Source organism: Burkholderia sp. BCC1640 (genome assembly GCF_902833125.1).
In the GTDB taxonomy this organism is placed as follows: Bacteria; Pseudomonadota; Gammaproteobacteria; order Burkholderiales; family Burkholderiaceae; genus Burkholderia; species Burkholderia diffusa.
The window spans coordinates 81,476-104,927 of the sequence record NZ_CADFEF010000012.1 but is presented as its reverse complement, the minus strand read 5'-3'; the positions used below and the strand labels follow the sequence as shown (position 1 = coordinate 104,927).

19 protein-coding genes and 1 pseudogene are annotated in these 23,452 nt (G+C 62.4%); 9 read left to right on the top strand and 11 right to left on the bottom strand.

Going from position 1 to position 23,452, the window contains the following annotated elements; genetic code table 11:
* Nucleotides 1-279 precede the first annotated feature (279 nt).
* Complete coding sequence (locus HWX25_RS15375) at nt 280-1,053, bottom strand: class I SAM-dependent methyltransferase (protein WP_151047986.1); 774 nt, start codon at nt 1,051-1,053, stop codon at nt 280-282.
* A 433-nt stretch (nt 1,054-1,486) separates the two neighbouring features.
* Between HWX25_RS15375 and HWX25_RS15370 the strand changes: the two genes are divergently transcribed.
* Both HWX25_RS15370 and HWX25_RS15365 read left to right on the top strand, forming a co-directional pair.
* On the top strand, nt 1,487-1,807 hold the full coding sequence (locus HWX25_RS15370) for a hypothetical protein (protein ID WP_063552892.1): 321 nt from the start codon (nt 1,487-1,489) through the stop codon (nt 1,805-1,807).
* Between the two features lie 287 nt (nt 1,808-2,094).
* Complete coding sequence (locus tag HWX25_RS15365; protein WP_175908996.1) at nt 2,095-4,284, top strand: ATP-binding protein; 2,190 nt, start codon at nt 2,095-2,097, stop codon at nt 4,282-4,284.
* A gap of 43 nt (nt 4,285-4,327) precedes the next feature.
* On the opposite strand, the pseudogene HWX25_RS15360 reads toward HWX25_RS15365, so the two are convergent.
* Nucleotides 4,328-5,016: pseudogene (locus HWX25_RS15360) on the bottom strand (MgtC/SapB family protein).
* A gap of 425 nt (nt 5,017-5,441) precedes the next feature.
* On the opposite strand from HWX25_RS15360, the gene HWX25_RS15355 reads away from it, so the two are divergent.
* Nucleotides 5,442-5,726, top strand: coding sequence for a helix-turn-helix transcriptional regulator (locus HWX25_RS15355; RefSeq protein WP_175908995.1), 285 nt, complete (start codon nt 5,442-5,444; stop codon nt 5,724-5,726).
* Nucleotides 5,716-7,020, top strand: coding sequence for a HipA domain-containing protein (locus tag HWX25_RS15350; RefSeq protein WP_175908994.1), 1,305 nt, complete (start codon nt 5,716-5,718; stop codon nt 7,018-7,020). The genes HWX25_RS15355 and HWX25_RS15350 overlap by 11 nt, the downstream gene beginning before the upstream one ends.
* A gap of 181 nt (nt 7,021-7,201) precedes the next feature.
* On the opposite strand, the gene HWX25_RS15345 is transcribed toward HWX25_RS15350, so the two are convergent.
* Nucleotides 7,202-8,893, bottom strand: coding sequence for a phage integrase family protein (locus tag HWX25_RS15345; protein WP_175908993.1), 1,692 nt, complete (start codon nt 8,891-8,893; stop codon nt 7,202-7,204).
* Between the two features lie 342 nt (nt 8,894-9,235).
* Here HWX25_RS15345 and HWX25_RS15340 point away from each other — a divergent pair, with 342 nt between their 5' ends.
* Both HWX25_RS15340 and HWX25_RS15335 read left to right on the top strand, forming a co-directional pair.
* Complete coding sequence (locus HWX25_RS15340; protein WP_175908992.1) at nt 9,236-11,866, top strand: glycoside hydrolase family 15 protein; 2,631 nt, start codon at nt 9,236-9,238, stop codon at nt 11,864-11,866.
* Nucleotides 11,867-12,427: 561 nt separating this feature from the next.
* A complete protein-coding gene (locus tag HWX25_RS15335; protein ID WP_175908991.1) occupies nt 12,428-14,593 on the top strand; it encodes a glycoside hydrolase family 70 protein in 2,166 nt (721 codons plus the stop codon).
* 316 nt (nt 14,594-14,909) lie between these two features.
* Here the strand turns inward: HWX25_RS15335 and HWX25_RS15330 are convergent, their stop codons facing one another.
* A complete protein-coding gene (locus HWX25_RS15330; protein WP_175908990.1) occupies nt 14,910-15,086 on the bottom strand; it encodes a hypothetical protein in 177 nt (58 codons plus the stop codon).
* Nucleotides 15,087-15,266: 180 nt separating this feature from the next.
* Between HWX25_RS15330 and HWX25_RS15325 the strand changes: the two genes are divergently transcribed.
* Nucleotides 15,267-18,248, top strand: a complete 2,982-nt coding sequence (locus HWX25_RS15325; RefSeq protein ID WP_175890818.1) for a Tn3 family transposase — start codon at nt 15,267-15,269, stop codon at nt 18,246-18,248.
* Nucleotides 18,249-18,532: 284 nt separating this feature from the next.
* On the opposite strand, the gene HWX25_RS15320 is transcribed toward HWX25_RS15325, so the two are convergent.
* The 5 genes from HWX25_RS15320 to HWX25_RS15300 form a co-directional block, all read right to left on the bottom strand.
* Nucleotides 18,533-18,955: an ACT domain-containing protein gene (locus tag HWX25_RS15320; RefSeq protein ID WP_175908989.1), complete on the bottom strand. Its 423-nt coding sequence runs from the start codon at nt 18,953-18,955 to the stop codon at nt 18,533-18,535.
* A 96-nt stretch (nt 18,956-19,051) separates the two neighbouring features.
* On the bottom strand, nt 19,052-19,531 hold the full coding sequence (locus HWX25_RS33445) for a hypothetical protein (RefSeq protein ID WP_244138773.1): 480 nt from the start codon (nt 19,529-19,531) through the stop codon (nt 19,052-19,054).
* A gap of 183 nt (nt 19,532-19,714) precedes the next feature.
* On the bottom strand, nt 19,715-19,936 hold the full coding sequence (locus HWX25_RS15310) for a hypothetical protein (RefSeq protein WP_175908988.1): 222 nt from the start codon (nt 19,934-19,936) through the stop codon (nt 19,715-19,717).
* A 133-nt stretch (nt 19,937-20,069) separates the two neighbouring features.
* Nucleotides 20,070-20,309 (bottom strand): HPr family phosphocarrier protein, encoded by a 240-nt coding sequence (locus HWX25_RS15305; RefSeq protein ID WP_175908987.1) that lies wholly within the window; start codon nt 20,307-20,309, stop codon nt 20,070-20,072.
* A gap of 35 nt (nt 20,310-20,344) precedes the next feature.
* On the bottom strand, nt 20,345-20,791 hold the full coding sequence (locus HWX25_RS15300; RefSeq protein WP_175908986.1) for a hypothetical protein: 447 nt from the start codon (nt 20,789-20,791) through the stop codon (nt 20,345-20,347).
* Nucleotides 20,792-20,997: 206 nt separating this feature from the next.
* On the opposite strand from HWX25_RS15300, the gene HWX25_RS15295 reads away from it, so the two are divergent.
* Together HWX25_RS15295 and HWX25_RS15290 are read left to right on the top strand one after the other, a co-directional pair.
* On the top strand, nt 20,998-21,312 hold the full coding sequence (locus HWX25_RS15295) for an alkylphosphonate utilization protein (RefSeq protein WP_175908985.1): 315 nt from the start codon (nt 20,998-21,000) through the stop codon (nt 21,310-21,312).
* An 88-nt stretch (nt 21,313-21,400) separates the two neighbouring features.
* Entirely contained in the window at nt 21,401-22,237 is an 837-nt protein-coding gene (locus HWX25_RS15290) for a spermidine synthase (RefSeq protein WP_175908984.1), read from the top strand.
* Between the two features lie 13 nt (nt 22,238-22,250).
* Here the strand turns inward: HWX25_RS15290 and HWX25_RS15285 are convergent, their stop codons facing one another.
* Both HWX25_RS15285 and HWX25_RS15280 read right to left on the bottom strand, forming a co-directional pair.
* Nucleotides 22,251-22,448, bottom strand: a complete 198-nt coding sequence (locus HWX25_RS15285; protein ID WP_059536760.1) for a ribbon-helix-helix protein, CopG family — start codon at nt 22,446-22,448, stop codon at nt 22,251-22,253.
* A gap of 109 nt (nt 22,449-22,557) precedes the next feature.
* Nucleotides 22,558-23,325: a YoaK family protein gene (locus HWX25_RS15280; RefSeq protein ID WP_175909057.1), complete on the bottom strand. Its 768-nt coding sequence runs from the start codon at nt 23,323-23,325 to the stop codon at nt 22,558-22,560.
* Nucleotides 23,326-23,452 lie beyond the last annotated feature (127 nt).

Genomic DNA, 23,452 nt, shown 5'->3' with positions numbered 1-23,452 from the left:
CGCGGTCCGGCATTGGCCGGCGCGGTCGGCCGAACACGGTCATCGTGGCCCGACACTTCAGCCTCTCTCGTGACCTGCATCAAGAACGGAGGCCGACGCGCGAACGGCGCTGCGTCGCCGGGCGGCATTCGCACTGGAAGCCGCGAACCAGGTCGGTTTCACGCCTGCGGGGCCAGGTGCGTCGGTGCGGATATCCGGCTCGCGATGAGGGTTCGCTTCCGGAGCAATGGCGTCACGGAATCCTGGCGCCCGATGACGCGGGTGACCGAGCCACCCGCCTCACTGAAAGAACTTCGAAAGCCACCCCGGCGCCGCCGCACGATCGAAAACCACGTGCAATTCCGGGCTGAACGAGCCGAATTCGAGCCCGTGCTGAGTCGCCAGCAGCGTCAGCGCCTGGCTCGTGTAGAACGAAATATGCCCGTTGCGCGGCACGCAATACCACCATTGCTCGATCCCGCGCGCAAGGATCTCCGGCGTGATCAGGGACGTCTGAAACAGCAGTGCCCCGGCAGGCCCCCTGTAGCGGATGATGTCGGCGAACAGGCTTCGGGGATCCGGATGATGCTCGAAGACTTCGAACGACAGGATCGCATCGAACTGCCCCTGCGGCGCGACGGGATGGCTGAACGGATCGTACGAGGTCACATCCGCGAACCCGCGCGCGGACAGCTTCTTTTCCAGCAGCCCGAGCCCCGAGCCGAAATCAAGAATGCGGTTCTCCCGCATCGACGGAAAGCTCGTGCAGATCAGGTCGGCGTGCTGCTGCGGACGATGCTCGAGATACTCGGGATCGTGGCGCGCGTAGTCGTCGTTGTACACGTGACGCGCGAAATCGTCATGCGTCCAGTGGTCGAAGGCCGGCGTGCACGTGAAGCCGCACTGCCTGCACGCGTAGTAGTAGATCGGCACGCCGACGAACGGATCGACTTTTTTCCCGGCAATCATGTCCGCGCCGCAACGCGAGAAATCGACCACGCCGCAGATGTCCGCGTCGGCACCGCACACCTTGCAGGCGATCGTCGCCGGATGATTGGTCAGATGTTCAATCATGTTGCAGTCCCCTGGTTGGTTTCAAGCGCGCCGGCCGCGAAATTGATTGGCAATGCTTCGCGACTGAACGCGCGCTGTCGAATCGTATTCGGATCGTATTCGGATCGGGTTTTCGGGCCAGAGCGGTGTGCGGTCGGGTCCTTGTCGTTAGCTGACCGCCGCCGCTCAGGCCGGCCGACGCGCGGCGCCGGCGTACCGCGTCGCGTCGCGCGCCGAGCTTGCGAAGCCCGACTTGTACCACGGCGCGACCGTCCCGTGCCGCGCACGATACCCGGTTTCCGTCGAACATTTGTTAAATAGCTTGAATGGCCGACAACCGGTCGACAATTTGCCTTAACATCCGGCCACACGATCGACCGAGGCCTCCAACAACGGTCGCCCTTTTCAACCGCGCGCAAACGGGCGCGGCTTTCATTCGAACGGACGAACGACCATGTTCCAGTCACCGGGAGACTCCTTCGTCGGCGGATCGCTGCTCGGCCTGTGCGTCGAGGTGCCGCTCGCCGTGCTCGTTTCGCTGATGATGCATGGCGTCGACTGGAACGGGCCGCGTATCGCGATGCTCGTCGCGACACCGGTGCTGATTGCATGCACCGTGCTGCTGACCCGTCCGGTGGCATTCAGCACGGTATGGAAGCACAAGCGCTCGCCGTTCGAGCTGGACGACAATGTGCGCGCATCCATCTACGGCCGGCTGACCGGCATCGCGCTCGGCCTGGTGTTCGGCATCATGGTCGCGACGACGTTTTCCTGATGACAGGCTTTCACGCGTAACGCGTACCATCGAGCCCCCTCCACCGCGCCATCCCGATCGCGCATCCGTCCTGCAATCCGCGGCAGAATTTACAAACGCAGCGTCACCCGGCGCCGCCCGCGCGTGCCGGGCTCATGCCGCACGGCCGTCGGGCGTGGGGACGCGCGCGGCACGCGGCTTGCTCGCGTCGGCCCGGATATGGCCGCGGCACGGAATCGCCGGCCGCCAACGGCATTGCCTGGTCGTGAGCTATGAAAACTACGCCTCCCCTGCTGGAATCGACACCGATGCGGGCCGATCACTTCGTCCAGTTCTACGAGTCCGATGCGCAGCTCGTGTCGGAAGTCGCACTGTTCGCGGCTGAGGCGCTGCGCGCGGGCGGCAGCGCGATCGTGATCGCGCGACCCGATTGCCTTGCGGCGGTGCACGAACGCCTGCGTACGCTCGATGCGTCGATCGGCGACGCGGCCCGCGAGCGCATCTTCATGTCGAGCGCGCAGACGCTGCTCGACAGCTTCATGGACGGCGACCTCCCCGACCCCGCGCGCTTTCGCCGCTCGATCGGTACGATCGTCGAAGCGGCGATCCGCGCCGGCCGCCCCGTGCATGCGTTCGGCGAGATGGTCGCGCTGCTGTGCGCGCAGCAGCGGTACGCCGGTGCGCTGCGGCTCGAAGCGCTATGGAACGAACTGGTCGAGCAACACCGCTTCTCGCTTTACTGCGGCTATCCGGTCGACGTGTTTCCCAGCACCGAGCAGTCGGAGACGTTCCGCCATGTCTGCGCGCTGCATCGCCGCATCCTGCCCACCGCATCGCTGCCCAACGACGAAAACGAGTTGCACCTGACGCTGGCGCTGTCGCAACAGCGCTCGCGCGCGCTGAGCGACGAGATCCGCCGTCGCGAGGACGCCGAACAGCAACGCAACGGTGTTCTGATGCACGCGCCGTTGCCGATCGCGCTGCTGTCGGGCGCCGCGCACCGGATCGTGCTCGCGAATCACCGCTTCTCGGCGCTGTGCGGCCGGACCGACATCGTCGACCAGCCGCTGACGGCCGTGCTGCCCGGCGGCGATACGCCGGCGATCGTGCGCGCGCTCGAAACCGCCCGCGCGCACGGCCGCTCGACGACGATCGCCGAGCACCGCGACCGTCCCGAGCCGGACGGGGCCCGCGTGTATCGGCTGCATTTCAATCCGCAGCCGCTTGCCGACGGGCTTGGCGTGATCGTCAGCGCGGTCGAGGTGACCGAGCACGTCGCCGCGCGCGAGAAGCTCGTCGCCGCGAATGCCGAACGCGACCGGCTGCTCGGCGAACTGCGCGACGCGAATCAGGCGAAGGACCAGTTTCTCGCGGTGCTCGGCCATGAGCTGTGCAATCCGCTGACGCCGATCTCGCTCGCGCTGGAGCTGATCCGCAACCGCGACGGCCACGCGACGCCGAACGAGATCGCGATCATCCAGCGGCAGCTCGATCACATGGTCCGGCTGATCGACGACCTGCTCGACGTGTCGCGCATCACGCGCGGCAAGATCACGCTGAAGAAGGAAGTCGTGCAACTCGCCGACATCGTCGACCATGCGGTCGAGGTCGCGAGCCCGCTGCTCGAGCAGCGCCGTCACCGCCTGCATGTCGACGCCGATCCGGACGCACGCTGCCACGGCGACCCGGTGCGGCTGTCGCAGGTCATCGCGAACCTGCTGACCAACGCGGCGAAATACACGCTGCCGGGCGGCGACATCACGGTGCGCACGGCCCACGGTTCAGACGGCACCGCGCTCGTCGAGGTATGCGACAACGGCGCCGGCATTCCGCGCGACCGCCTCGACAGCATCTTCGAGCCGTTCTACCGGCTCGACGGAGACGCGAAGCAGGCGCACGGCGGCCTCGGTATCGGCCTCGCGCTCGTGCGCAGTCTGGTGACCCTGCACGGCGGCACGGTGCGCGCGGACAGCGCCGGACCCGGCTGCGGCAGCACGTTTACGATCTCGCTGCCCGAGTACCGGCCGAAAGCCGTGGCGATCGCCGCGCCGCAGCCGCCGCTCGGCATCCGCGACATGGCGCCGGGCCGCACCGGCCGGCGCGTGATGCTGGTCGACGACAACGAGGATGCCGCGTCGACGCTCGCGCAATGGCTGCGCGAGGCCGACCACGAAGTCGCCGTCGTGCACGACCCGGTGACCGCGCTGGCCGCGTACCGCGCTTACCGTCCCGACGTCGCGATCCTCGACATCGGTCTGCCGGTGATGGACGGCTACGAGCTGCTGAGGCGGCTGAAGGCGATCAACGAAGTCACGCCGTGCATCTTTCTCGCGCTGACCGGCTATGGCCGCAACGCGGATCGCGAACGTTGTCTCGCGACCGGGTTTCTGCAGCATTTCGTGAAACCGGTCGACCCGGCCGCGCTTCATCTCGCGATGAGCCCGCCCGGAACGAACGGCGATGCGCACGACGGCCCCGAGCCGGAAGCCGGACGCTGAACGGGGCACGCGCCCAGCTGACGCTCGGAAAGCACCGTGCGGCTCAGTTCTCCGCGGAACAGCGGATCGAAGTCAGGTCTGCCAATTCGGCGATCCGGATCAGTTGAGGCAGCATCGCATCGACGTTGGTCGGTTCGCGCCACGTTACGAGCAGTTCCTCCTCGCGCACGGCACGCGCGTGCGGCACGCGAAGCCTGCGTCCCGCAGCCCGGTCGTCAGGCGGTCGCGCGTCGGCGAGCCGAGTTCGTATTCGATCGTGAGCAGTGCTGTCCTGACGCTCCGCACGCGCTGCTCGACCAACCGCAGCTGCCACACGACCAGGAGTCCAAGCACGAGCCCGAGCGCGCCAAGCGACAACTGGCCGCCGCCGATGCACAGACCGACCACCGTCACGAACCACAGCGTCGCGGCCGTGGTGACGCCTGATACGAGGCCGTCGCGATGGAGAATCGCGCCGCCGCCGATGAAGCCCATCCCGGTCAGGATGCCGAGCGGCAGGCGCATCAGGTCGAGCACCGAGAACGCGCCCTCCGGCTTGCCGGCCTGCAGCAGCAATGCATTGACCTGAAGCATCGACAGGCATGCGGCAAGGCAGACGAGGATCGTCGTGCGCAGCCCGGCCGTCTTGCCGGATTCGCTGCGATCGAGGCCGATCAGCCCGCCCGCGACCAGCGCGAGGGCGATCCTGACGAGGACCGCATCCCACTGAAGTACGACCGGCATCGGCTCCATGCGCGCCTCCATTCAAGTCCGTCATGCGCGACGCGTCGCGGTGCGGCCGCGGACGGCGCTTGCGGGGCGCAAGGTTCGGGCCCGATCTGTTTGCGGAACGACGGCCGGGCGGCGCAGGCCGTCGATGACGAACGTTGGCTCGCTGACCGTGACCGTCGCCGGCCCCCCTGCGTCCTCGCCGGCCTGGCCGGTCACCTGCGCCTGCGCATGCGATCAGCGCAACGCCGAGCCCTCCTTTTCGTATTCGACTGGATACGGCGATGTTTTCAACATACGGCGCCACGAGCTTCGGTTCCCGATCAGGTACGAAATGGCGTCTCAAGTCATTTTCCCGCACCTCCGTTCCTGTGCGGATACGAAATGATGCCTCAGCCGACCAGTTGTGCAATACTGTTCCCGATCAGATACGAAGCACGGAGAACGTCATGTCGGAATCCCAGTCCGTCGACACGATCGGCGCGCTCGCACACCTCATCCGCGCGGCGAGGCTCCAGCAGGGGTTCACGCGCGACGAACTCGCGAACGCGACCGGGCTGTCGCCGAAATTCATCAGCCAGGTGGAAGCCGGAAAGCCGACCGCGCAAATCGGCAAGGTCATGATGCTGCTCGGCGAACTGGGCGTGCGCCTGTACGCCGAGTCGTCGGTCGAGATTACGGAAGCCACCGCGCTGAAGGCCGCGCAACGCCGCAGGAGCAGCCATGGCAGCTAGAACGCTGATCGCCTCCGCCAACGGCGAGCGCATGGGCACGCTGACCGACGACAAAGGCATCTGGTCGTTCGCGTACGACCCGCAATGGCTCGCATCCCCGACCGCCTATCCGCTGTCGCCGGCGTTCGCGCTGCGCGCGGGCACCTTCACCGATACGTCGACCGATCGCCCGGTCCAGTGGTTCTTCGACAACCTGCTGCCGGAGGAAGGCATGCGCACGTCGCTCGCGCGCGAGGCAAAGGTCGATGCCGCCGACGCGTGGGGCCTGCTCGCGTACTTCGGGCGCGAATCGGCCGGCGCGCTGACGCTGCTGGCCGACGGTGAACAGGAAGCACCCGGCAGCCTGCAGCCGCTGCCGCTCGACGAGCTCGAACGCCGGATCCAGGCGATGCCCGAGCGCGCGCTGACGGCCACCGCGCCCAAGCGCATGTCGGCGGCCGGCGCGCAGCAGAAGCTGCTGGTGGTGCTGCGCGGCGACGCACCCGACTACGCGCTGTACGAGCCGGTCGGCAGCGAGCCGTCGATGCACCTGCTCAAGCCGGACATGCGCGCGGCCGGCTACCCGCACTCGGCGATCAACGAATTCTTCTGCATGAAGCTCGCGAAGACGATGGGGCTCGACGTGCCCGACGTGCACTTCCTGCGCGCGCCGTCGGCGTGCTACGTGATCGACCGGTTCGACCGCGACGTCGCGTCGGCGCCGGCCGGGCGCGTGCATACGATCGACGCGATGCAGTTGCTCAACTACGACCGCGGCTTCAAGTACCAGCGCGCGAACGCGCAGGAGCTTGCCCGTGCGATCGACCGCACCAGCACGCGCGCGCTGGCGCGTCTGTCGGTGTTCCGCTGGACCGTGTTCAACGTGGTGGTCGGCAATGCCGATGCGCACCTGAAGAACCTGTCGTTCTTCGTCGACGCGCGCGGTTATCGGCTCGCGCCGTTCTACGACATCGTCAGCACGGTCGTGTATCACACGCCGACGCACCGGCCCGACCATCGCGGCGATCATTGGCCGCACTGCGAACTGACGATGCCGCTCGGCACCGCGACGCGGTTCGTCGATATCGATGCGGATGCGCTGATCGCGTTCGGACAGGCAATCGGGCTCAGGGACAAGGCGGCGGCCAGCGAGCTGCGGCGTTTTCTCGAACCGCTCGATCGCCACGTCGCGCAGACGCTCGATGACGTGCGGGCAATCGCCCGCCCGGACGCCGGGGAGACGCGGTTGCTGAATTCGATCGCGGCGATGCCGATCGCCGAGATGGAACGCGCGCTTCGGTCGACGGGTGATTGAACAGAGATGCGCGGGCGGCGGTGTCCGCCCTGCATCCTGCTCGATCTCTTCCGGGACTTCGACGCCCGCGCGTTGCGCACCTCAATGAGGGTCGGCCGGGATTCGTGAAATTTTCGCCAAAATGGCCCTATCCTACTGATCTATATGGGGAATTTCATCCCTCGTTGGAGGCGGGCATACGTTAGACCTTGCGTGCCTCAAACGCCTGATCGAACTGCCGCGCTCGCCGGACCTCATCGCTATGCAGGTAGGTCGACGTCGTCGATATCGACGCATGACGGAGATTGTCGCGCACCATGATCAGTTCGGCGCCGCGGGCCAGCGCGTGCGTTGCGTGCGTGTGGCGCATCCAGTGCGGGCTCGCGAGGCGCAGTTTCTCGGCCATCGCTGGCCGTTCGTCTTGGATCACGTCGGCCGCCAGCCGGAAGAATCGCCGCAGCACGCGCCAGAGCCGCGTGCTCTCGATGCCGGCGCCATCCTCCTCAAGGTTTGCGACCAGCGGTGTGGCCGGGTTCCAGCGAGACGGCGTGACCGGCAGCCCACGCTGTACGAGAGACTGATCCAGCGCCGTTCGCGCCAGCGCAGGCAACGCCACCTTGCCGCGTTTGCCACCCTTGCCGATCACGTGCAGCCAGTGATCGCCATGTTCGTCGCGCCGGATGTCGCCGAGCGTGGCGCCGACGAACTCGCTGGCGCGCAAGCCGGTCGCGTAACCAAAGTCGAGCAGGAAGCGCAGGCGTTGGGCGGCCGGTGCGCCCCAGCCATACGACCATTCCAGCCCGTCGGCAAGTGCACGGATCAACAGCCACTCGCCCTCGGTGAAGCCGCGCGTGACATCCAGCCCCGTGTGTGACGCCGCGCCGCGCACCTTGACGCCCGCAAACGGATTCGCCATCACGTAGCGCTGCTCGACCAGCCACCGGAACATCGCCGATAGGACCGTGAGCGCATACCCTGTCGACCGTGCCGACAGTGAGCCACTGAACGGCCGCCACTTGACACTTTGCCGCGGCCGCGACGGTCCGACCCAACGCTCACGCGGCGTTGGCCGCCGCAAGAAGCCGCGGTAGGCGATCGCATCGTCGGTCGTCAGCGATGACAACGCCCGGCCGCGTTCGACAATCGCCCACAGGATTAGCCGCTCGGCCTCTTTTCGATAGGCGCGCTGGGTAGCCGCCGACTCGTGCAGCGATAGCCACGACTGGATCGCTTCATAGTCGTTCGATGCGCTCAGCAGGCAGGCGGCCTGCGGTGCCCGGAACTGCCCATTTGAGCCGTCGACCTCGTGCGGCACGCGAATCTGCTCCCACGGCACGATGATGCCGGACGGAGTCGCCGCGATCAACGCGCGCGCCCGTTCGGTCAGCGCTGGGTGTGCGGCGAAGAACGCTTCGACCTGTCGTGCGCCGTTGACGCCGAGGCCGTCGATCACCGACCACCAGCGGCGGCGTCGCGGAATCCGCACGGTGAGGTCCGCGAGCGTTCGGATACCGTGGGCCTGCAGGGCTGCCACGATGCGCGGCGGCAACCATGTGTCAATCTGGTCCGATATGTGTGGCTCGGGCACAGGGAGGTGGCGCAGCGCGTCGATGGCCCGGGCAACGATGTCCGCCACCGCTTTCGAAGGACGGTCGACGAACGCGGCAGCCAAGTCTTCGCGATGACGAGCTCGCGCAAACGTGACGAGTCGCCGGCGGATGCGGCCGAGGATTCCGCGCGATGACGCTCCTGCTTCCCGGCGATCACCGAGATAGCGTGCAACGGCGGTCCGCGCGTCCATGCCGGCGTACCAGGCTCGCAGTGCGGCGAGCTCCGCTTCGTTCGGGAAGTCGGAGCCGGTGTCGTCGACGGGAAGGGTCTTACGCGTTTTCATGATCGCCAGTTTATACGCTTTTCGATGATGGTCAGATAATAAGTCTTATCTGTCCGTCATCGTTCAAATGATAACGACTGCCTTTCCGTCGATACTGTCAGGCAACCGTACGGTCGCTATCGGCGGGCGCCTATGACGGAGTCGCGCGCTCGACATCGATGGGTTGTAATGGAAATTAAATCTAAACTACATTTCCAATGTAGCTTGACTACATTCATGTCGATTGCTAACGTTTGCGTGCGCCGTGCGCCGTGCGCCGTGCGCCGTGCGCCGTGCGCCGTGCGCCGTGCGCCGTGCGCCGTGCGGCTCCAACCACGACTGTGAGAGGAGACATAGCAGATCATGCGATTCGACAATCTTTTGCGATCTGCGACCGCGATCGCGGTGGCGACACTGCCTCTTATTGCCTTCGCCTCCACGTCCGGCGAAGCGTTTGGCAACCCCGGCGTCACAGCCACGCGCGCGCCCGCCCAGAAATCATTCCTGGGAACGGCGGTGAATGCGAACGCGTCGCAAGTCTACTTCACGGGTTATCGAGGGATTGTGTCCGAGGTGTACTACCCCGTCCTTGACACGCCTGATTCGGTTGATCTGCAATTCCTTGTCGGCGATCGCGCCGGGACCTACATTGACGAAGAAAAGCGCCAGACATACACGGCTGCGCAATCCGATCCGCATACGATGAGCTGGCGAGTCACGACCGGCAATGCCACCCACAACTGGCGGATCGTGAAAACTGTCTTCACCGATCCCTCGCGCAACGCGTTGATTGAACGCGTCACGTTCCAGGCGCTGAACGGCACCCGACTGAGCGATCACAACCTGTATCTGCTGTTCAAGCCAAGCCTGGACAATTCCGGCATGGGGAACTCCGCATATACCGCCACGGCGGGCAACGGCAAGACGATGCTGATTGCCAACCGCAACACGCGCTACTCTGCGCTTGCCACATCGTTGCCATGGAAAAAGCAGGACGGCGTTGAGATGGTGTCGAACGGCTTCGTCGGCAAAAGCGACGGCTGGACGGACTTGCTAGGCGGCACATCGCCAGACCGGCAAATGAACTGGACGTATTCGTCGGCAACCAATGGCAACGTCGCTCAAATGGGCTGGCTCGACTTCGGGGCGCGGACCGACACGGCGATATCGTTCGATATCGCGCTGGCCTTCGATAGCACATCGGTCGGCAATGCGATGGCGACGGCGAACGGCACGCTCGGGGACGACCTCGAGCGGTTGCGCGCACAGTATGACGAGAGCTGGCACACGTATGCGGCAGGCCTGTCGACGCTGGGCAATGCCGCCGACAACGAATACTATCTGGCCGCCATGACGCTCAAAGCCATGCAGGACAAGAGCAACGGCGCGATGATCGCCGGCATCGGCACGCCTTGGGGCGAAACCCAGACCGACGCCAACAGCGGCGGGTACCATCTGGTCTGGTCGCGCGACCTATTCAAGTTTGCCAATGCGCTGATCACTGCCGGGGACACCGCCACGCCCACGTCGGTTGTCAACTATCTTTTCAAGACACTACAGCAGAAAGCCGACTGCGGAGTCGCCGAGTACAACGCACCGGGCTGCCCGCAAGGATACAGCCGCATCGGTCGGTTTCCACAGAATGCCTGGGTCAGTGGATGGCAATACTGGCAAGGCACTCAAATGGACGAGCAGGCCATGCCGATTCTGCTTGCATGGCGCCTCGGCGCGGCGGTGTACAACCCTCTTTGGCCGAATATTCGCCTGACTGCTGACTATCTGGCCGCCAAAGGGCCGTGGACGTTCCAGGACCGCTGGGAAGAGAATTCCGGCTACTCGCCTTCGACTATTGCCGCGGAAATTGCCGGCCTCGTCGCGGCTGCGCAAATTGCGCGGGACAACGGCGACTCGATCCGTGCAGGCAATTATCTGGCAACCGCCGATTACTGGCAGCAGAACGTGACCGCATGGACCTACACGAACACGGGCTCGTATGGCAACGGTCATTACTACGTCCGCATCAACCCGGCCAACATGAGTGGAACGGGGAGCGGGCCGCAAGTCTACAACCCCGCCAGCTATCCGGATTCAGGGCAAGTATTTACGATCGGCAACGGCGGTGGTGTGCATGACGAACGCGCAGTCGTCGATGGCGGCTTTCTTGAGCTCGTGCGCATGGGTGTCAAACGCGCGAACGATCCGACCATCGTCGCAACGCTCGGCGCATACGACTCGGTCGTGAAGCAGACGATCGACGGACAGCGTCCCGCATGGTTCCGCTACAACTTCGACGGCTATGGTGAACACAACGACGGCAGCAATTATGACGGCACCGGCGTAGGCCGATTGTGGCCGATCTTCACCGCGGAACGCGGCATGTATTCGATCGCAAGCAGCGGCAGCGGCGCGGCCGGCAGCCCATATCTGAATGCGATCCGTTCGTTCGCGACGCGAGAAGGCTTCATTCCGGAGCAGGTCTGGCCCAATAGCGCCGCGTTGCCCGGAAACTGGCAAGTCGTGACCCCGTCGTCGTACACGGCAGGGACGCCAACCAAGTCAATGGCCCCGTTGAACTGGGCGATGGGTGAATACATCAGCCTGCTTGCGTCGACTCAGGCCGGAAAGGTGGTCGATATTCCGTCTGCGGTCTGCGCACGCTACAGCAATTGCGTCATTCCGCCGCCCGCCGGTCAAGTCGCGGTTGCGGTCAACGTCACCGCCAGCACGCAGCCCGGACAGTATATGTACGTGACAGGCAATGCCGACGCACTCGGCAACTGGAACACGAACCTTGGACTGCCCGTTGACCCGTCGCGCTATCCGGTCTGGAGCAATACCGTCAACCTGCGCGGAAACACGCCGATTCAGTACAAATACTATCGAAAGAACGGCGATGGCAGCGTGACGTGGGAAAACCTTCCAGGCAGTCGCAACCGCGTGGTGACGCCCCCTGAGGCAGGCTCCGTGACGTTGAACGACAAGGTCAACTGGTGATGCCTTGCGAGCGTCGTGATGCCCGTGCGCCAATACGGCGGCAGGCGCCAATTCACTCCTGTCGGAGAATCGCGACTACGACGGTCGCCATGAACTTGAATCGAGAGTTAAATCCGGAATTAATTTCCGACTAAATTTCCGGCTAGAATTTATGGCGGCATTTATTTCCGGACTCGACGCGTCCGGCACAACACCAGAGCTGCCACGAGGCGGCGGTGTGAGCCGCCGGCGAATCAATATTTGAACGATAAATCCAATTGCAATTTCCAAATCAATTCAATTGTTTGACACAAAATTAGAGGTATGATTCTATTCGTCAATCAGATTTGAACCATCCGACATTCAATCTGCTCGCGAAAGGATATCGAAACGACGTTCCTTCCGAGCGCCATCCGATTCATACAACAACAGTCGATTCCGACGAGGAACAGAGAGGCGACACAGGGCCGCTGTTCGGGCATGCCCCACTCCGGACAGCGCGGCCACGGCTCGCAATTTCTCGATGCGCGGCCTGTGCCACAGCGTGATGGAAAATCGTCGTATACATGATTAGGAAAACGTATGATTCGCACTTCGAAGAAAGTCATTGCGGTTGCTGTCGGACTTATTGCATCGGCTACTGCCTCCGCAGGAGATGCAACTGCACCGATCTTTGTATCAAACGCCATGCTGGACAAGCATGTGATTTATCAGGATTTCGCCTTCTATCAGCCTTACGACGGAACCGTCTACAAGACGCTTGCACGGCAAGCACCGGAACTCCGTAATCTCGGCATCACGGACGTCTGGTTTGCGCCTCCGTATCGCGCGTTGAACGACGGGCGATTCAGTGAAGGCTACGCAGTGATCGACCGCTACGATCTTGGCGAATTCCCGCAGGGGCGCGGCAACGCCATCGCGACGAAATATGGAACCGGTGCCCAACTTCGTGAGGCGATCGAAAGCATGCACCGGCAGCGCATCAATGCAATAGCCGACATTGTCCCGAACCAGATGTTCTTCTCGCAACGCGAAGTGGCGAGCGTAACGGCAGTCGACATTTTTGGAAATCCGACCAATCCGTCCGCCAGCAATGTGTTGTACCCGGGGTATTCGAAGGGCGGCGGTCTTGGTCAGAAGCAATACGGTGTGATCAAGCAGTGGCAGGCGAAGTATGAAAACGGCACGTCGCCGCAGGCACTTGGCATCGATCGCATCATGGTCGACGGCGCCGGCGCGCCGTACCGCTACTACGGGCCAGGCGATGCCCGAAACCATCTTCCGGCATGGCTCGCGGCGACCGATGCGGCACGTGTCGGTGCGCTCAACACGATCGATACCTATCTATCGGTCGACGGATATTACGCGGCGCAAAGCGCGGCCACGGCTGTTCCGGTGTACCGACCGTATCTGCTTTACTATGTCGACCCGCGTCGCGACGCGACAGTTCAGCCCTACCTGTCGTACATGCGCGCACATGGCTTCCCGGGCAATAGTGATGACGCCGTGCGACAGAGCATCATCAACGGCAATACCGACGCCGTGACGAAGGCGACCAACGACTACCTTGCGCTGCAGCCGGGCTATTCGGCGACATCGGAAGCAGGTGCGGCGGCATTCCGCTTCAACAAGCCAAGTAACGCGGACGTCAACAAGAACGTTCTCCAATATGAATTCCTGCTCGGTTCCGACATCGACAACAGCAACGCCACCGTGCAGACCGAGACGCTGAACTGGCAGCGGTTCCTGCTCGACAAGTATGGTTTTGACGGGTTCCGATTCGATGCAGCCGGCCACTACAACACGGACATCCTGAGGCAGTCGGCGGAATTGATGTCGGGACGCTACGGCCACGACATGAACAATCACTTGAGCGTGATCGAATCGTACGTCGATCCCCAGATCGCCTTTGAGAACAGCAACGGGAACGGCCAACTGGCCTACGACGGCACTCTTTATTACACGATGTACAACGCCCTGGAACAGGCGAACCCGGGGGGGCCGCTCAGCGATATCTTCGCGAAGTCGATCGTCGGGCAGGCCCGCTTCGGTGCCGGCAGGGCCATTCCGAACTGGTCGTTCGTCACGAACCACGACCAGGAGCACAACGTGATCGAGAAGATCCCGGTGCCGCCGACGCAGAAGGCCGGGTACACGCCGGACGCGGCAATTCAGCTCGCACAAATGTCGATCTACGACAACGATCGAAAACAAGCTGTCAAGCAATACGCCCCCTACAACGTGCCCTCCGCCTATGCCGTGCTTCTGACGAACAAGGACACGGTGCCTACTGTCTTCTACGGCGACCTCTATGAGAGCGACAAGGCATACGTGTCGACGAAGACGCCGTATTACGACGCGATCACGCGACTGCTCAAGATCCGCCAGAAATTCGTGGCGGGCGCGCAGGTGGTGACGTATTACAAGACGAACACATCGCCGTCCGTAGCCGGACAAGATCTGCTCGCAAGTGTGCGCGTCGGGACGGATCGAGGAACAGGCGTCGCAACCGTGATCGGCAACAATCCGGCGACGGATGCAACGATTCGCGTCGACATGGGTCTGCAGCACGCCAACCAGACCTTCACCAACATGTTCGGACAGTGGCCTGAACGCCTCCAGACCGATGGACGCGGCGTGCTTACCGTACATGTCACTGGATCCTCGACACCGCAAGTGCGCGGCTATCTCGGCGTCTGGGTGCCGACTTCGGAGGGCGAGGGTTCGATGATGGGTTACGCAAGCTGATAGGCGTGGCTCAATGACGAGCCGCCGCGGCGCGGTCCTTCGATCGCGTCGCGGCGGCTCGAAAGACATCAGAGGGCACACTACACGAGCCGGAGCCGGCCGAAACGAGCGAGGGTCTCGCGAAACACGTCGAAGCGACCGTCCTGGCGGTCGCGCATTATCACCCAGATACTCACATCGGCAACAGTCGACGGAACTTGCATCGCCTCGCCAGAGACATTGGACTCAGGCTGCGTCTATGGCCCGTCAAACGGGCCAGCCAGTCCCGTCGCCAGGTGATGGAGGATGACGTCGACATGTGTACGCAACGACTCGATCACGACGCCCAGATCCCCCCATCTTTCATCGCTTGATCGATCTCGTCGATGATCAAGCTGAATGTGGCTCTCAGCGACTGCTCGAGAATCTTGGCGACCGGCGCTGACAGCGCGCCTTCGCTTCGCTCGACCAGCGCGAGCGCCACGGCCAGGGTTTCTCGCTCGACGATCTCCAAGCTGTCGGTGCTGCAGGATCGGATTCGTGCGCTGGGCGATGAACTGTCTCAGGGCACCATCGACCAGATCTTAGGCATGAGCTATGCCGACCCGCGCCGTGGCGTATTGTCGGGGTGCCTCAATCTGCTGAGATCCCGATCGGCCAGCACTGCAAGGACTGCCTGGACCGAGGAGCATCGATGACCAACATTCACGAACCCGCGTACCCGATACTCCCGGCGGAACTGGACGAGGCGGAATTGCGAACGGTCTACACGCCCAGCGCGGCGGAGATCCGGTTCGTCTTCGGCCAGTTCCGGCAGGCGCCTACGCGCGTGCTGATCCTAGCGCAACTGAAGCTGCTGCAGCGTCTAGGGTACATACCGGTCATCTCGGACGTGCCGCCGCCCATCATCGAACACGTGTGCGCCGTGCTTGGCGTCCGCCCGCTGCTGCGCACAACCCTCGTGCGCTACGACCGCTCGGGCAGCAAGTCCCGGCACCAGAAGATTCTCCGCGTGTTCGTCCGGATTTTCCCTGTCGACAGCACCGTCCACGCCTGGCTGGCCGATATCGCCGCGCACGCGGCCCGGACCAAGGCGGAATTGCCCGACATTATCAACGTAATGCTGGAAGAATTGGTTCGGCGCCGCTACGAACTGCCGCCGCTCGCGACACTCACCCGGATTGCCGGCTATGCCCGTAGTCAGCTCCATGAATCGATTTACCGTGCCTTCGTCGACTCTCTCGATGATGATTTGAAGGCCCGCGTTGACGCGCTGTTGCTGGCCAGGCGCGGCCGAACACAGTGGGACGAACTCAAGCGCGAACCGAAGCGGCCCGGGCCGCGGGAGATCGCAAGTTTCCTCGAGCACATTCAGGCCATGAACGCGTTGGCGGAGGGCTTGCCGCCTGTGCCGAGTATGCTGTCAGTTGCGAAGCGCATGCAGTTTGTCACCGAGGCACGCGCGCTTGACGTGCACGAAATGCGGGCACTCAAACCCGCCAAGCGCTACACGCTCGCGCTGCTATTCATGCTCGCGCAACGCCAGAAAGCGCTCGACGACGTCGCAGAGATTTTCATCAAAACTGTGCGCAACCTCGAGCACACCGCCAAGCTGCGACTCCAGCAGTACCAACTCGCGCACGCCGACCAGTTGCAGTCGCTCGTCAGCCAGTTCCGCGACGTCCTGAACGTGCTGCAGGATGACGAAACGCCTGCGGCCATGCGCATCGCACAGATGCGTGCCGCATTGAACAACGATCCAGACACTGTCCTGATCCGCTGCAACGAGCATATCGCGCAGGCTGGCAATCACATCTTTCCATTCCTGCTCGCGCCGTATAAAAACCTGCGCTCGTTGTTGTTCCAGTGCGTCGAACAACTCTCGATGAAGCCCAGCTCGCAGGACGACGCATTGCTTCGGGCACTCGAGTGGATCAAGCAACTGCGTACGTCGCGACGCGAATATCTGTTGCTAAGCGATGGCGATCTCGCGCAATTGCCGCTCGACTGGCTCCCGGAGAAGTGGGAACGATGCGTGTTGCCGGATGGCCGAGCGGCGCGTCTGATGCACCGGAAGTATTTTGAGCTCTGCGTGTTCAGCCAAGTCATGCGGGAACTCAATTCCGGCGACATTTTTGTCGAAGGCAGCGTTCAATATGACGATCCCCGCGAACACCAGGTGTCGTGGGACGAATTCCGAGAGGAATTGCCGCGCTACAGCGAGCTTGTCGACTTCCCAGTCGACAGCCGTGCCTTCGTCCAGCAACTGAAGGACGAGCTCGGCGCGCTGGCCGACAAGGTAGAAGCAGGCTTCCCGGAAAACGACCACGTTGAGATTGGCGCGCAGGGCCTTATCCTCCATCGGCTCGAGAAGAAACCCGACCCGCCCAACCGAACCCTGATCGACCAAGCGGTAACCGCTTCAATGCGACCGGTCAGCATCCTGGATATCCTCACCGAAACCGAGCAATGGCTCGACTTGCACCGACTCTTCGGGCCGCTCTCGGGATTCGAGGCAAAGGTCGACGACCCGCGCAAACGCTTCATCACGACGTTGTTCTGCTACGGCTGTAACCTTGGGCCGACGCAAACCGCGCGCTCGGTCAAGAATCTCAGTCGAAAGCAGGTCGCGTGGCTGAATCTGAAGCACGTCACCGAGGAGCGACTCGACAAGGCGATCGTCAAGGTGATCAACGCGTATAACCAGTTCGCGTTGCCGAAATTCTGGGGTTCGGGCAAACGGGTGTCGGCCGACGGCACGAAGTGGAATCTGTACGAGCAGAACCTGCTGTCGGAATATCACATCCGCTATGGCGGCTACGGCGGGATCGGCTACTACCACGTGTCCGACATGTACATTGCGCTGTTCAGCCACTTCATCCCGTGCGGCGTGCACGAGGCGGTGTATATCCTCGACGGCCTGATCAAGAACGCCTCCGACGTACAGCCGGACACCGTGCATGGAGACACGCATGCGCAGAGCGCGCCCGTGTTCGCACTCGCGCATCTGCTCGGGATCAATCTTATGCCTCGGATCCGGGACATCAAGGAACTGGTATTCTACAAGGCCGACCGGCGCCGGCGCTACAAGAACATCGAATCGCTGTTCCGGGCGAGCATCGATTGGGGGCTGATCGAGCGGCACTTCCCCGACATGCTGCGCGTCGCGGTCTCGATCAAGGCGGGACGGATGACGCCGTCGACGATCCTGCGTCGCCTCGGTTCCGAGAGCGTCAAGAACAAGCTGTACTTCGCCTTCCGCGAACTCGGCCGCGTGATCCGCACGATGTTCCTGCTGCGCTATATCGACGATCCGGAGATGCGCCAAACCATCCACTCGGCAACGAACAAGAGCGAGCAGTTCAACGACTTCGCGAAGTGGCTGATGTTTGGTGGCGAAGTAATCGCCGAAAATATCCGGCACGAGCAACGCAAGGTCATCAAATACAACCAGCTCGTCGCGAATATGGTGATTCTGTACAACGTCCAGTGGATGTCGCGCAAGCTCAAGGCAATGCAGGACAAGGGCCTGCCGATCGACGCCGAGGTGTTGCAGGCGCTCTCGCCATATCGACGTGAGCACATCAATCGGCTCGGCTCCTATCTGCTGGATCTCCAGCGGCGGGCAGCGCCGCTCGACCCAAGCATTGATTTCTCTTTAAAATCAGTCGCATAAGGTCATTTTGGCGAAAATCTCACGAATCCCGGCCGCCCCTCTCAATATCTCAGCGCCACCGCTCCCGGCCGAACGTGCCAAGCGGCGATTTCAATAGCGAAGTTCATTCGCATTGACACCATCGGGATAAGTTTTCTTATCACAATGCATCTAATTTACTTCAAAACTCGACCGTGAATGATTACCGTCGAGCTATTCAATCCCTCCTGCCCTCGCACTGAACTTGCCGCACATGGCACGACGGAGCGCGAAGGCACGAAGAGGCACCGGGAGACAACGGCTAGTCAAGCCCTTTGCAAAACGGCCATCGCCCGCTCGGCGTCGGCCAGCGAGTCGAGCGCGAGATAAGCAATGAACTGCGAGCCGAGCACGGCAGCGGATACGCCGCGAAGATTGATCCCGTCGTCCGACAGCTTCTGAGTCAGCTCCGCGATGATCCCCGCTTGGTCCAGTCCCATCACACGGATGGAGTGAAGGCCTGAAGTGGCATTGAATCCCGCCTGCGTGGCAGCACGGATCTCCTTGTCTCCCTGCAGCGGCGCGACAAATACGACCCCTTTGCCTGGTGCTTCCGGTGAGCGCCGGGCGACAACGAATTGCAAATCCGCGCCAGCATCCCGCAACGCGTTCAACACGCGTGCAAGACCGCCCGGCTTGTCCTCGATGGTGGCCGCCCAAACGTCAACGCGTTCGACGAACAGTTCCATGGCCCCTCCAGAAAATCGGATCTCGATGAAGACAATCTATGTCGCGCATGACCGGCGAGCAAGGCCGCTTACGCGAGGGGCGGCATGCGCGTTTGTCTAGGAATCCGATGATTTTTTTGATTGGGGGCGCAACGCGAGCATGACGGCCTGCCGATGCCGCCATTGAAGCAGTTCGTCGCGGAACTCATCGGATGATTGTCCGGCCGTTACCCGCAATGTTCCGGATTGAAAGGTTCTCGCTGCGCGCCAGAACGGTCGGACTTCCGGTAGATCGTCGATGGCGGTGATAGGCAACTGGTACGTTCGATGCAAATACGACAGGAAGGCAAGGCCATAGCCGCGGCGTCTCATTGACGCGAGAATTTCCAGTTGATGAACGTAGACCCGATCGGTTCGAGGCGCCAGACTGTATGTCGCCGCGCCGACGGTACCGCCGGACGCCTCCAGGATCGCGACTTCCCAGCCCGAATGCAGGGCACCGTCGACGCCCAGATCGATCGGCCTGGATTGAAAACGAACCACCGGAAGCCGGCGAAATTTGCGCCGAACAAAAAGGGACCGCAGGAAGGAAAGCACGTTCAGCCTTTTGTCATGTCCGCAGCGATACGTTCTTCATCTTCGCGCGCGACAGCAATCCGCAGCCGTGCACTGCCGCGCTGGCGCTTTCCGTATCAGACGCAACCGCCCACAACATGAACGACTCCGCTTGGATGTTTGAATCAACGCGACCGTGCGATTCCCGAGCGACGTCGACAAGCACTATTTCCGATTTTTCAGGAACGTCTGCCCGGCTGCCGTAATCGAAACGCTTCCTCGACCGTTCGTCGGAAAGCGCACGAATCCAGCGCCAATGAGCTCTCGCGTAATAGACCAGCCAAGCGCGGGTGTATCGCGACCATAACGAATATCGGCAAGGCGCTCGAGCGCCCAGATCGCGGAGGCCGAGATAGTTTGAACCGTCGAAGTTTCCTTGTCGCTCATGGCGTCTCCAAAGATTTGATCATGGTCAAGGGTGCTGCATGTCTCGAGCTCAAATGTGGCAAGACACGCACTCAGGCGTGTCCAGTCGCATCTGACGCCGACCTCGATGTGTACGGAGGACATCTCACGGCCTTCAAAGCCCAGCGAAACGAAGTCGCTTGCAAATACAGGAAAGAACTTGCGCGGGCATACCGCGACGCACCTGAAGCGATGAAACCGCCATGCCGTCCTTTGTATTCCCGCGACGCCCGTTCGCGATCAACAGGATGTCGCTGTCGAAACGGCGCGCCGTGTCCACGAGCACATCAAGGACGGAGTTCGCACCGTCCAGGCTCCATGCTGAACCCATTTCGAAATGGACGACGGTTGCCATGTTCCTCGCGCGTGCCGTGAGACAGCTCCTGGTATTCAGTGGGACGGGGCGACCTGGCATGCCATCAAAAACGCTTGGAACTCGATTTCCCATGCCGCATCGCGCACGTCGATCTCGAAACCGGCGAGACGCTTCATCTCGCTGCTCAGATACACGGCATTGAGCAATCGAGGAGGTACACCCTGCGCAAAACAGCAGCCATCTGCATCGAGAAGCAGACGCGGGTGGTGCCGGAACCGCGCACTGGCCACCGAGATCGGATCCATCACATGCCGAGCCGATTCCCTCGGATAAACGAAGGCCAGATGGATACCGGCAGCCGCGAGCCGTTCAGCCGCATCATGGAAGCGGTGAACCATCTGGAAGCCGCGCTCGCCACCGCGTCCGACACCCACGACGACAAGCCCTCTGCTTCCCGCGACCTCCGGCAGGAATACGGGCCGCCGATCGGGCAGCAGTAGCACCCCATCCAGATCGAACATGTCGACTACCTCCGCGAATCCGCCCGCAACTCCGGCGATCGGCGGCAAGATACGATTATAAGACAGCAATAAACAAATGTGTATCGCATTATAATGCTGCGCACATCAAACTTTGAGCTGGACGCACCCGCGGGCTGACTGCACGATGGCAACCTCGGTGATGAAAATGCACGCCCGTTTTCCCCTGCCGCTCCCGAATCTGACAAATGAAAGTCGCAATGAACGCTGCCCCGGACGGCTCGCTGACCGTGCGCTGCGGTCACGAAAGGCCGGCCGGCGCCAGCACCGAATCCATAGACGAATCGGTAGAACGCGTGGTCAAGGATGTGAACGGCACCGCTCTGTCGGACGGCGATTCCGTCGTGTCGATCGAAGACTTGTGCGTGAAGGGTTCGTCGATCACGTTGAAGATGGGCCCCGAGGTCAAGAGCATCCGTCTCGTCGGCGGCGATCACAACGGCGACCGCAAGACCGACATGGGCGGCGTCATGCTCAACGCGGGCTTTCTCAAGAAAACGTGACGTCGCGCGCTCACCGACGGCGAACCCGCTTGTCGTTGCCGTTCGCTGCACGCGCCCCCAACAACTTGCCTACCCGGATCGATCGAGCATGGAGCATGACCGAACATCCTGCGATGCGTTCGTCGAATTTCTGTCGACCCCGCTGAATGACGGGCGACCGTACGTACTGGAAACGCAGCACGCCATCTCGCTGCACTTCGATCACCAGGCCACCCAAAGCTTCATGTCGCTTCGCACGCCCGACAAACTGGCGCTCGGCTATACGCGAACCATGATGGGATGTTTGCTGCTACACCCGGCCGCCGAACATATATGCATGATCGGGCTCGGCGGCGGCTCCTTGGCAAAGTACTGTTATCGGCATCTGCCCGCCGTGACCATCGATGCGGTCGAAATCAATCCGGAAGTCATCGCGCTACGCGACGTGTTCAGGATTCCTGCGGACGACTCTCGATTCAAGGTGATTTGTGCAGATGGCGCGGAGTACGTGACGCGGGCGGATGTCCACACCGACGTGATCCTGCTGGATGCCTTCGTCGCGGAAGGCATGCCGAGCCGGTGTGCGGATATCGCGTTCTTTACCGCCTGTCGCGAGCGATTGAGCGATTCCGGAGTGCTCGCGATCAATCTGGCGGACGACGACCCGTCGCTGCCCGCTCACATCGCGCGCCTGGGCTGCGTGTTCGGCCCTTCGTACGCGGTTGTCCGCTGCGACGACGACAGCAATTACGTCGCTTTCGCCTGGAAAGGGCCGCTTCGGTTGCCATCGAGGCGAGTGCTGTTCGAACGCGCACGCTCGTTCGCGTTTGCCGGCGAACTCAAGCTGTCGTCAACCGCTCGGCGCATGAAGGAAGGAAAGCGCCTCGATCCAAAGCGCTTGATCTGGCATGCGCAGGGGCATGCATACTGGGAAATCGACGTCTAGCCGGCTTGCGAACTCAGCCCGCGCTTCGCTTCACCCGCTTGCCGAGTGTGCTTTTCGTCTTGTAGCTCACGCCGTGTTCCTCGAGATACTCGCGAATCAACTGCCGCACGACTTGCGAGGGTGTGAGGTCCTGCTCCGCGCAGAGCATGTCGAACGCTTCTTTCTTGGCGGGATCGATCAGGATGGTCAAGCGTGCGGTTTTCGTTTCCATTACAGGACAGAGTCGGCGAATATGCTAATCCAATTATAATGCACCGGCCCTTGCCACCAGCACCGGAAAACATTCGTCACACACGTGTTGGTCCCGCTCGGCGACCTGCTCACGACCTGCGGTCGAGCCGATAGAGATATTCAAGCACGTCGTCGACAACGGGCACGATCGCCAGCGTGACGAGCACCGCGGCAAGCGGCACGGTCGACACGTAGCCGACATGCTTGAAGCCGATTGCGCCGGCCAGCCCCCCGACGAAGAACGACGCCAGCATCGTTCCGTGAATCCTGAGCTTCGCGCGGTTCGCGATCACCGCCTGCGCGTGCACGTCTGCATTCGAGCGATTCCAGTAAAAGAGTTTGCCGAGTTCGATGCCGAGGTCCGTCACGATGCCCGTCATGTGCGTCGTGCGGATTTCCGCTCCCGACAGCTTTGTGATCATCGCGTTTTGCAGCCCCATGATGAAGCACAGCAGGATGACCGTGACCGGCATGAAGAACGCTTCCCACAGCGCGAGATGGCTGCCGAGCAGCCCGAACAGGAGTAGCAGCGCGGCTTCGACCAGCAACGGCAGCACATACTGACTCTGCAGGCCGCGGCGCCGCCCCCAGTTGACGAGCACCGCCGAGCAGCCAGCGCCCACCAGAAACGACGCGAGCGAACCCACTCCGGCCAGCACGAGCCGGATGTCGCCGAGCGCCGTCTGATCCGCAATCGCCGACACGATCCCGCTCATGTGGGACGTGTATTGCTTGACCGCAAGGAAACCGCCGGCATTGGTTGCTCCGGCAACAAAGGCAAGCGAAAACCCGAGCTGGCGGTTCGCGGCCGCGCTACGGTGTTTTCCCGTCAGGCCTCGGAAGTACTGCGCTGGCATAGGATCTTCCCTCATTCGCCCGGATCGGGGGACAACGACGCCCTGGGCGGAACCCGGAACGCCGCGACAAACCGCCACGGGCGCCCGTTCCATCCGAGGATTGATGAGACTTTAATGATAACGACAT

Coding starts and splice junctions, on each gene's coding strand:
- HWX25_RS15375 (WP_151047986.1), bottom strand. CDS start 1,053: ATGATTGAACATCTGACCAATCATCCGGCGACGATCGCCTGCAAGGTG.
- HWX25_RS15370 (WP_063552892.1), top strand. CDS start 1,487: ATGTTCCAGTCACCGGGAGACTCCTTCGTCGGCGGATCGCTGCTCGGC.
- HWX25_RS15365 (WP_175908996.1), top strand. CDS start 2,095: ATGCGGGCCGATCACTTCGTCCAGTTCTACGAGTCCGATGCGCAGCTC.
- HWX25_RS15355 (WP_175908995.1), top strand. CDS start 5,442: ATGTCGGAATCCCAGTCCGTCGACACGATCGGCGCGCTCGCACACCTC.
- HWX25_RS15350 (WP_175908994.1), top strand. CDS start 5,716: ATGGCAGCTAGAACGCTGATCGCCTCCGCCAACGGCGAGCGCATGGGC.
- HWX25_RS15345 (WP_175908993.1), bottom strand. CDS start 8,893: ATGAAAACGCGTAAGACCCTTCCCGTCGACGACACCGGCTCCGACTTC.
- HWX25_RS15340 (WP_175908992.1), top strand. CDS start 9,236: ATGCGATTCGACAATCTTTTGCGATCTGCGACCGCGATCGCGGTGGCG.
- HWX25_RS15335 (WP_175908991.1), top strand. CDS start 12,428: ATGATTCGCACTTCGAAGAAAGTCATTGCGGTTGCTGTCGGACTTATT.
- HWX25_RS15325 (WP_175890818.1), top strand. CDS start 15,267: ATGACCAACATTCACGAACCCGCGTACCCGATACTCCCGGCGGAACTG.
- HWX25_RS15320 (WP_175908989.1), bottom strand. CDS start 18,955: ATGGAACTGTTCGTCGAACGCGTTGACGTTTGGGCGGCCACCATCGAG.
- HWX25_RS15310 (WP_175908988.1), bottom strand. CDS start 19,936: ATGAGCGACAAGGAAACTTCGACGGTTCAAACTATCTCGGCCTCCGCG.
- HWX25_RS15305 (WP_175908987.1), bottom strand. CDS start 20,309: ATGGCAACCGTCGTCCATTTCGAAATGGGTTCAGCATGGAGCCTGGAC.
- HWX25_RS15300 (WP_175908986.1), bottom strand. CDS start 20,791: ATGTTCGATCTGGATGGGGTGCTACTGCTGCCCGATCGGCGGCCCGTA.
- HWX25_RS15295 (WP_175908985.1), top strand. CDS start 20,998: ATGAAAGTCGCAATGAACGCTGCCCCGGACGGCTCGCTGACCGTGCGC.
- HWX25_RS15290 (WP_175908984.1), top strand. CDS start 21,401: ATGGAGCATGACCGAACATCCTGCGATGCGTTCGTCGAATTTCTGTCG.
- HWX25_RS15285 (WP_059536760.1), bottom strand. CDS start 22,448: ATGGAAACGAAAACCGCACGCTTGACCATCCTGATCGATCCCGCCAAG.
- HWX25_RS15280 (WP_175909057.1), bottom strand. CDS start 23,325: ATGCCAGCGCAGTACTTCCGAGGCCTGACGGGAAAACACCGTAGCGCG.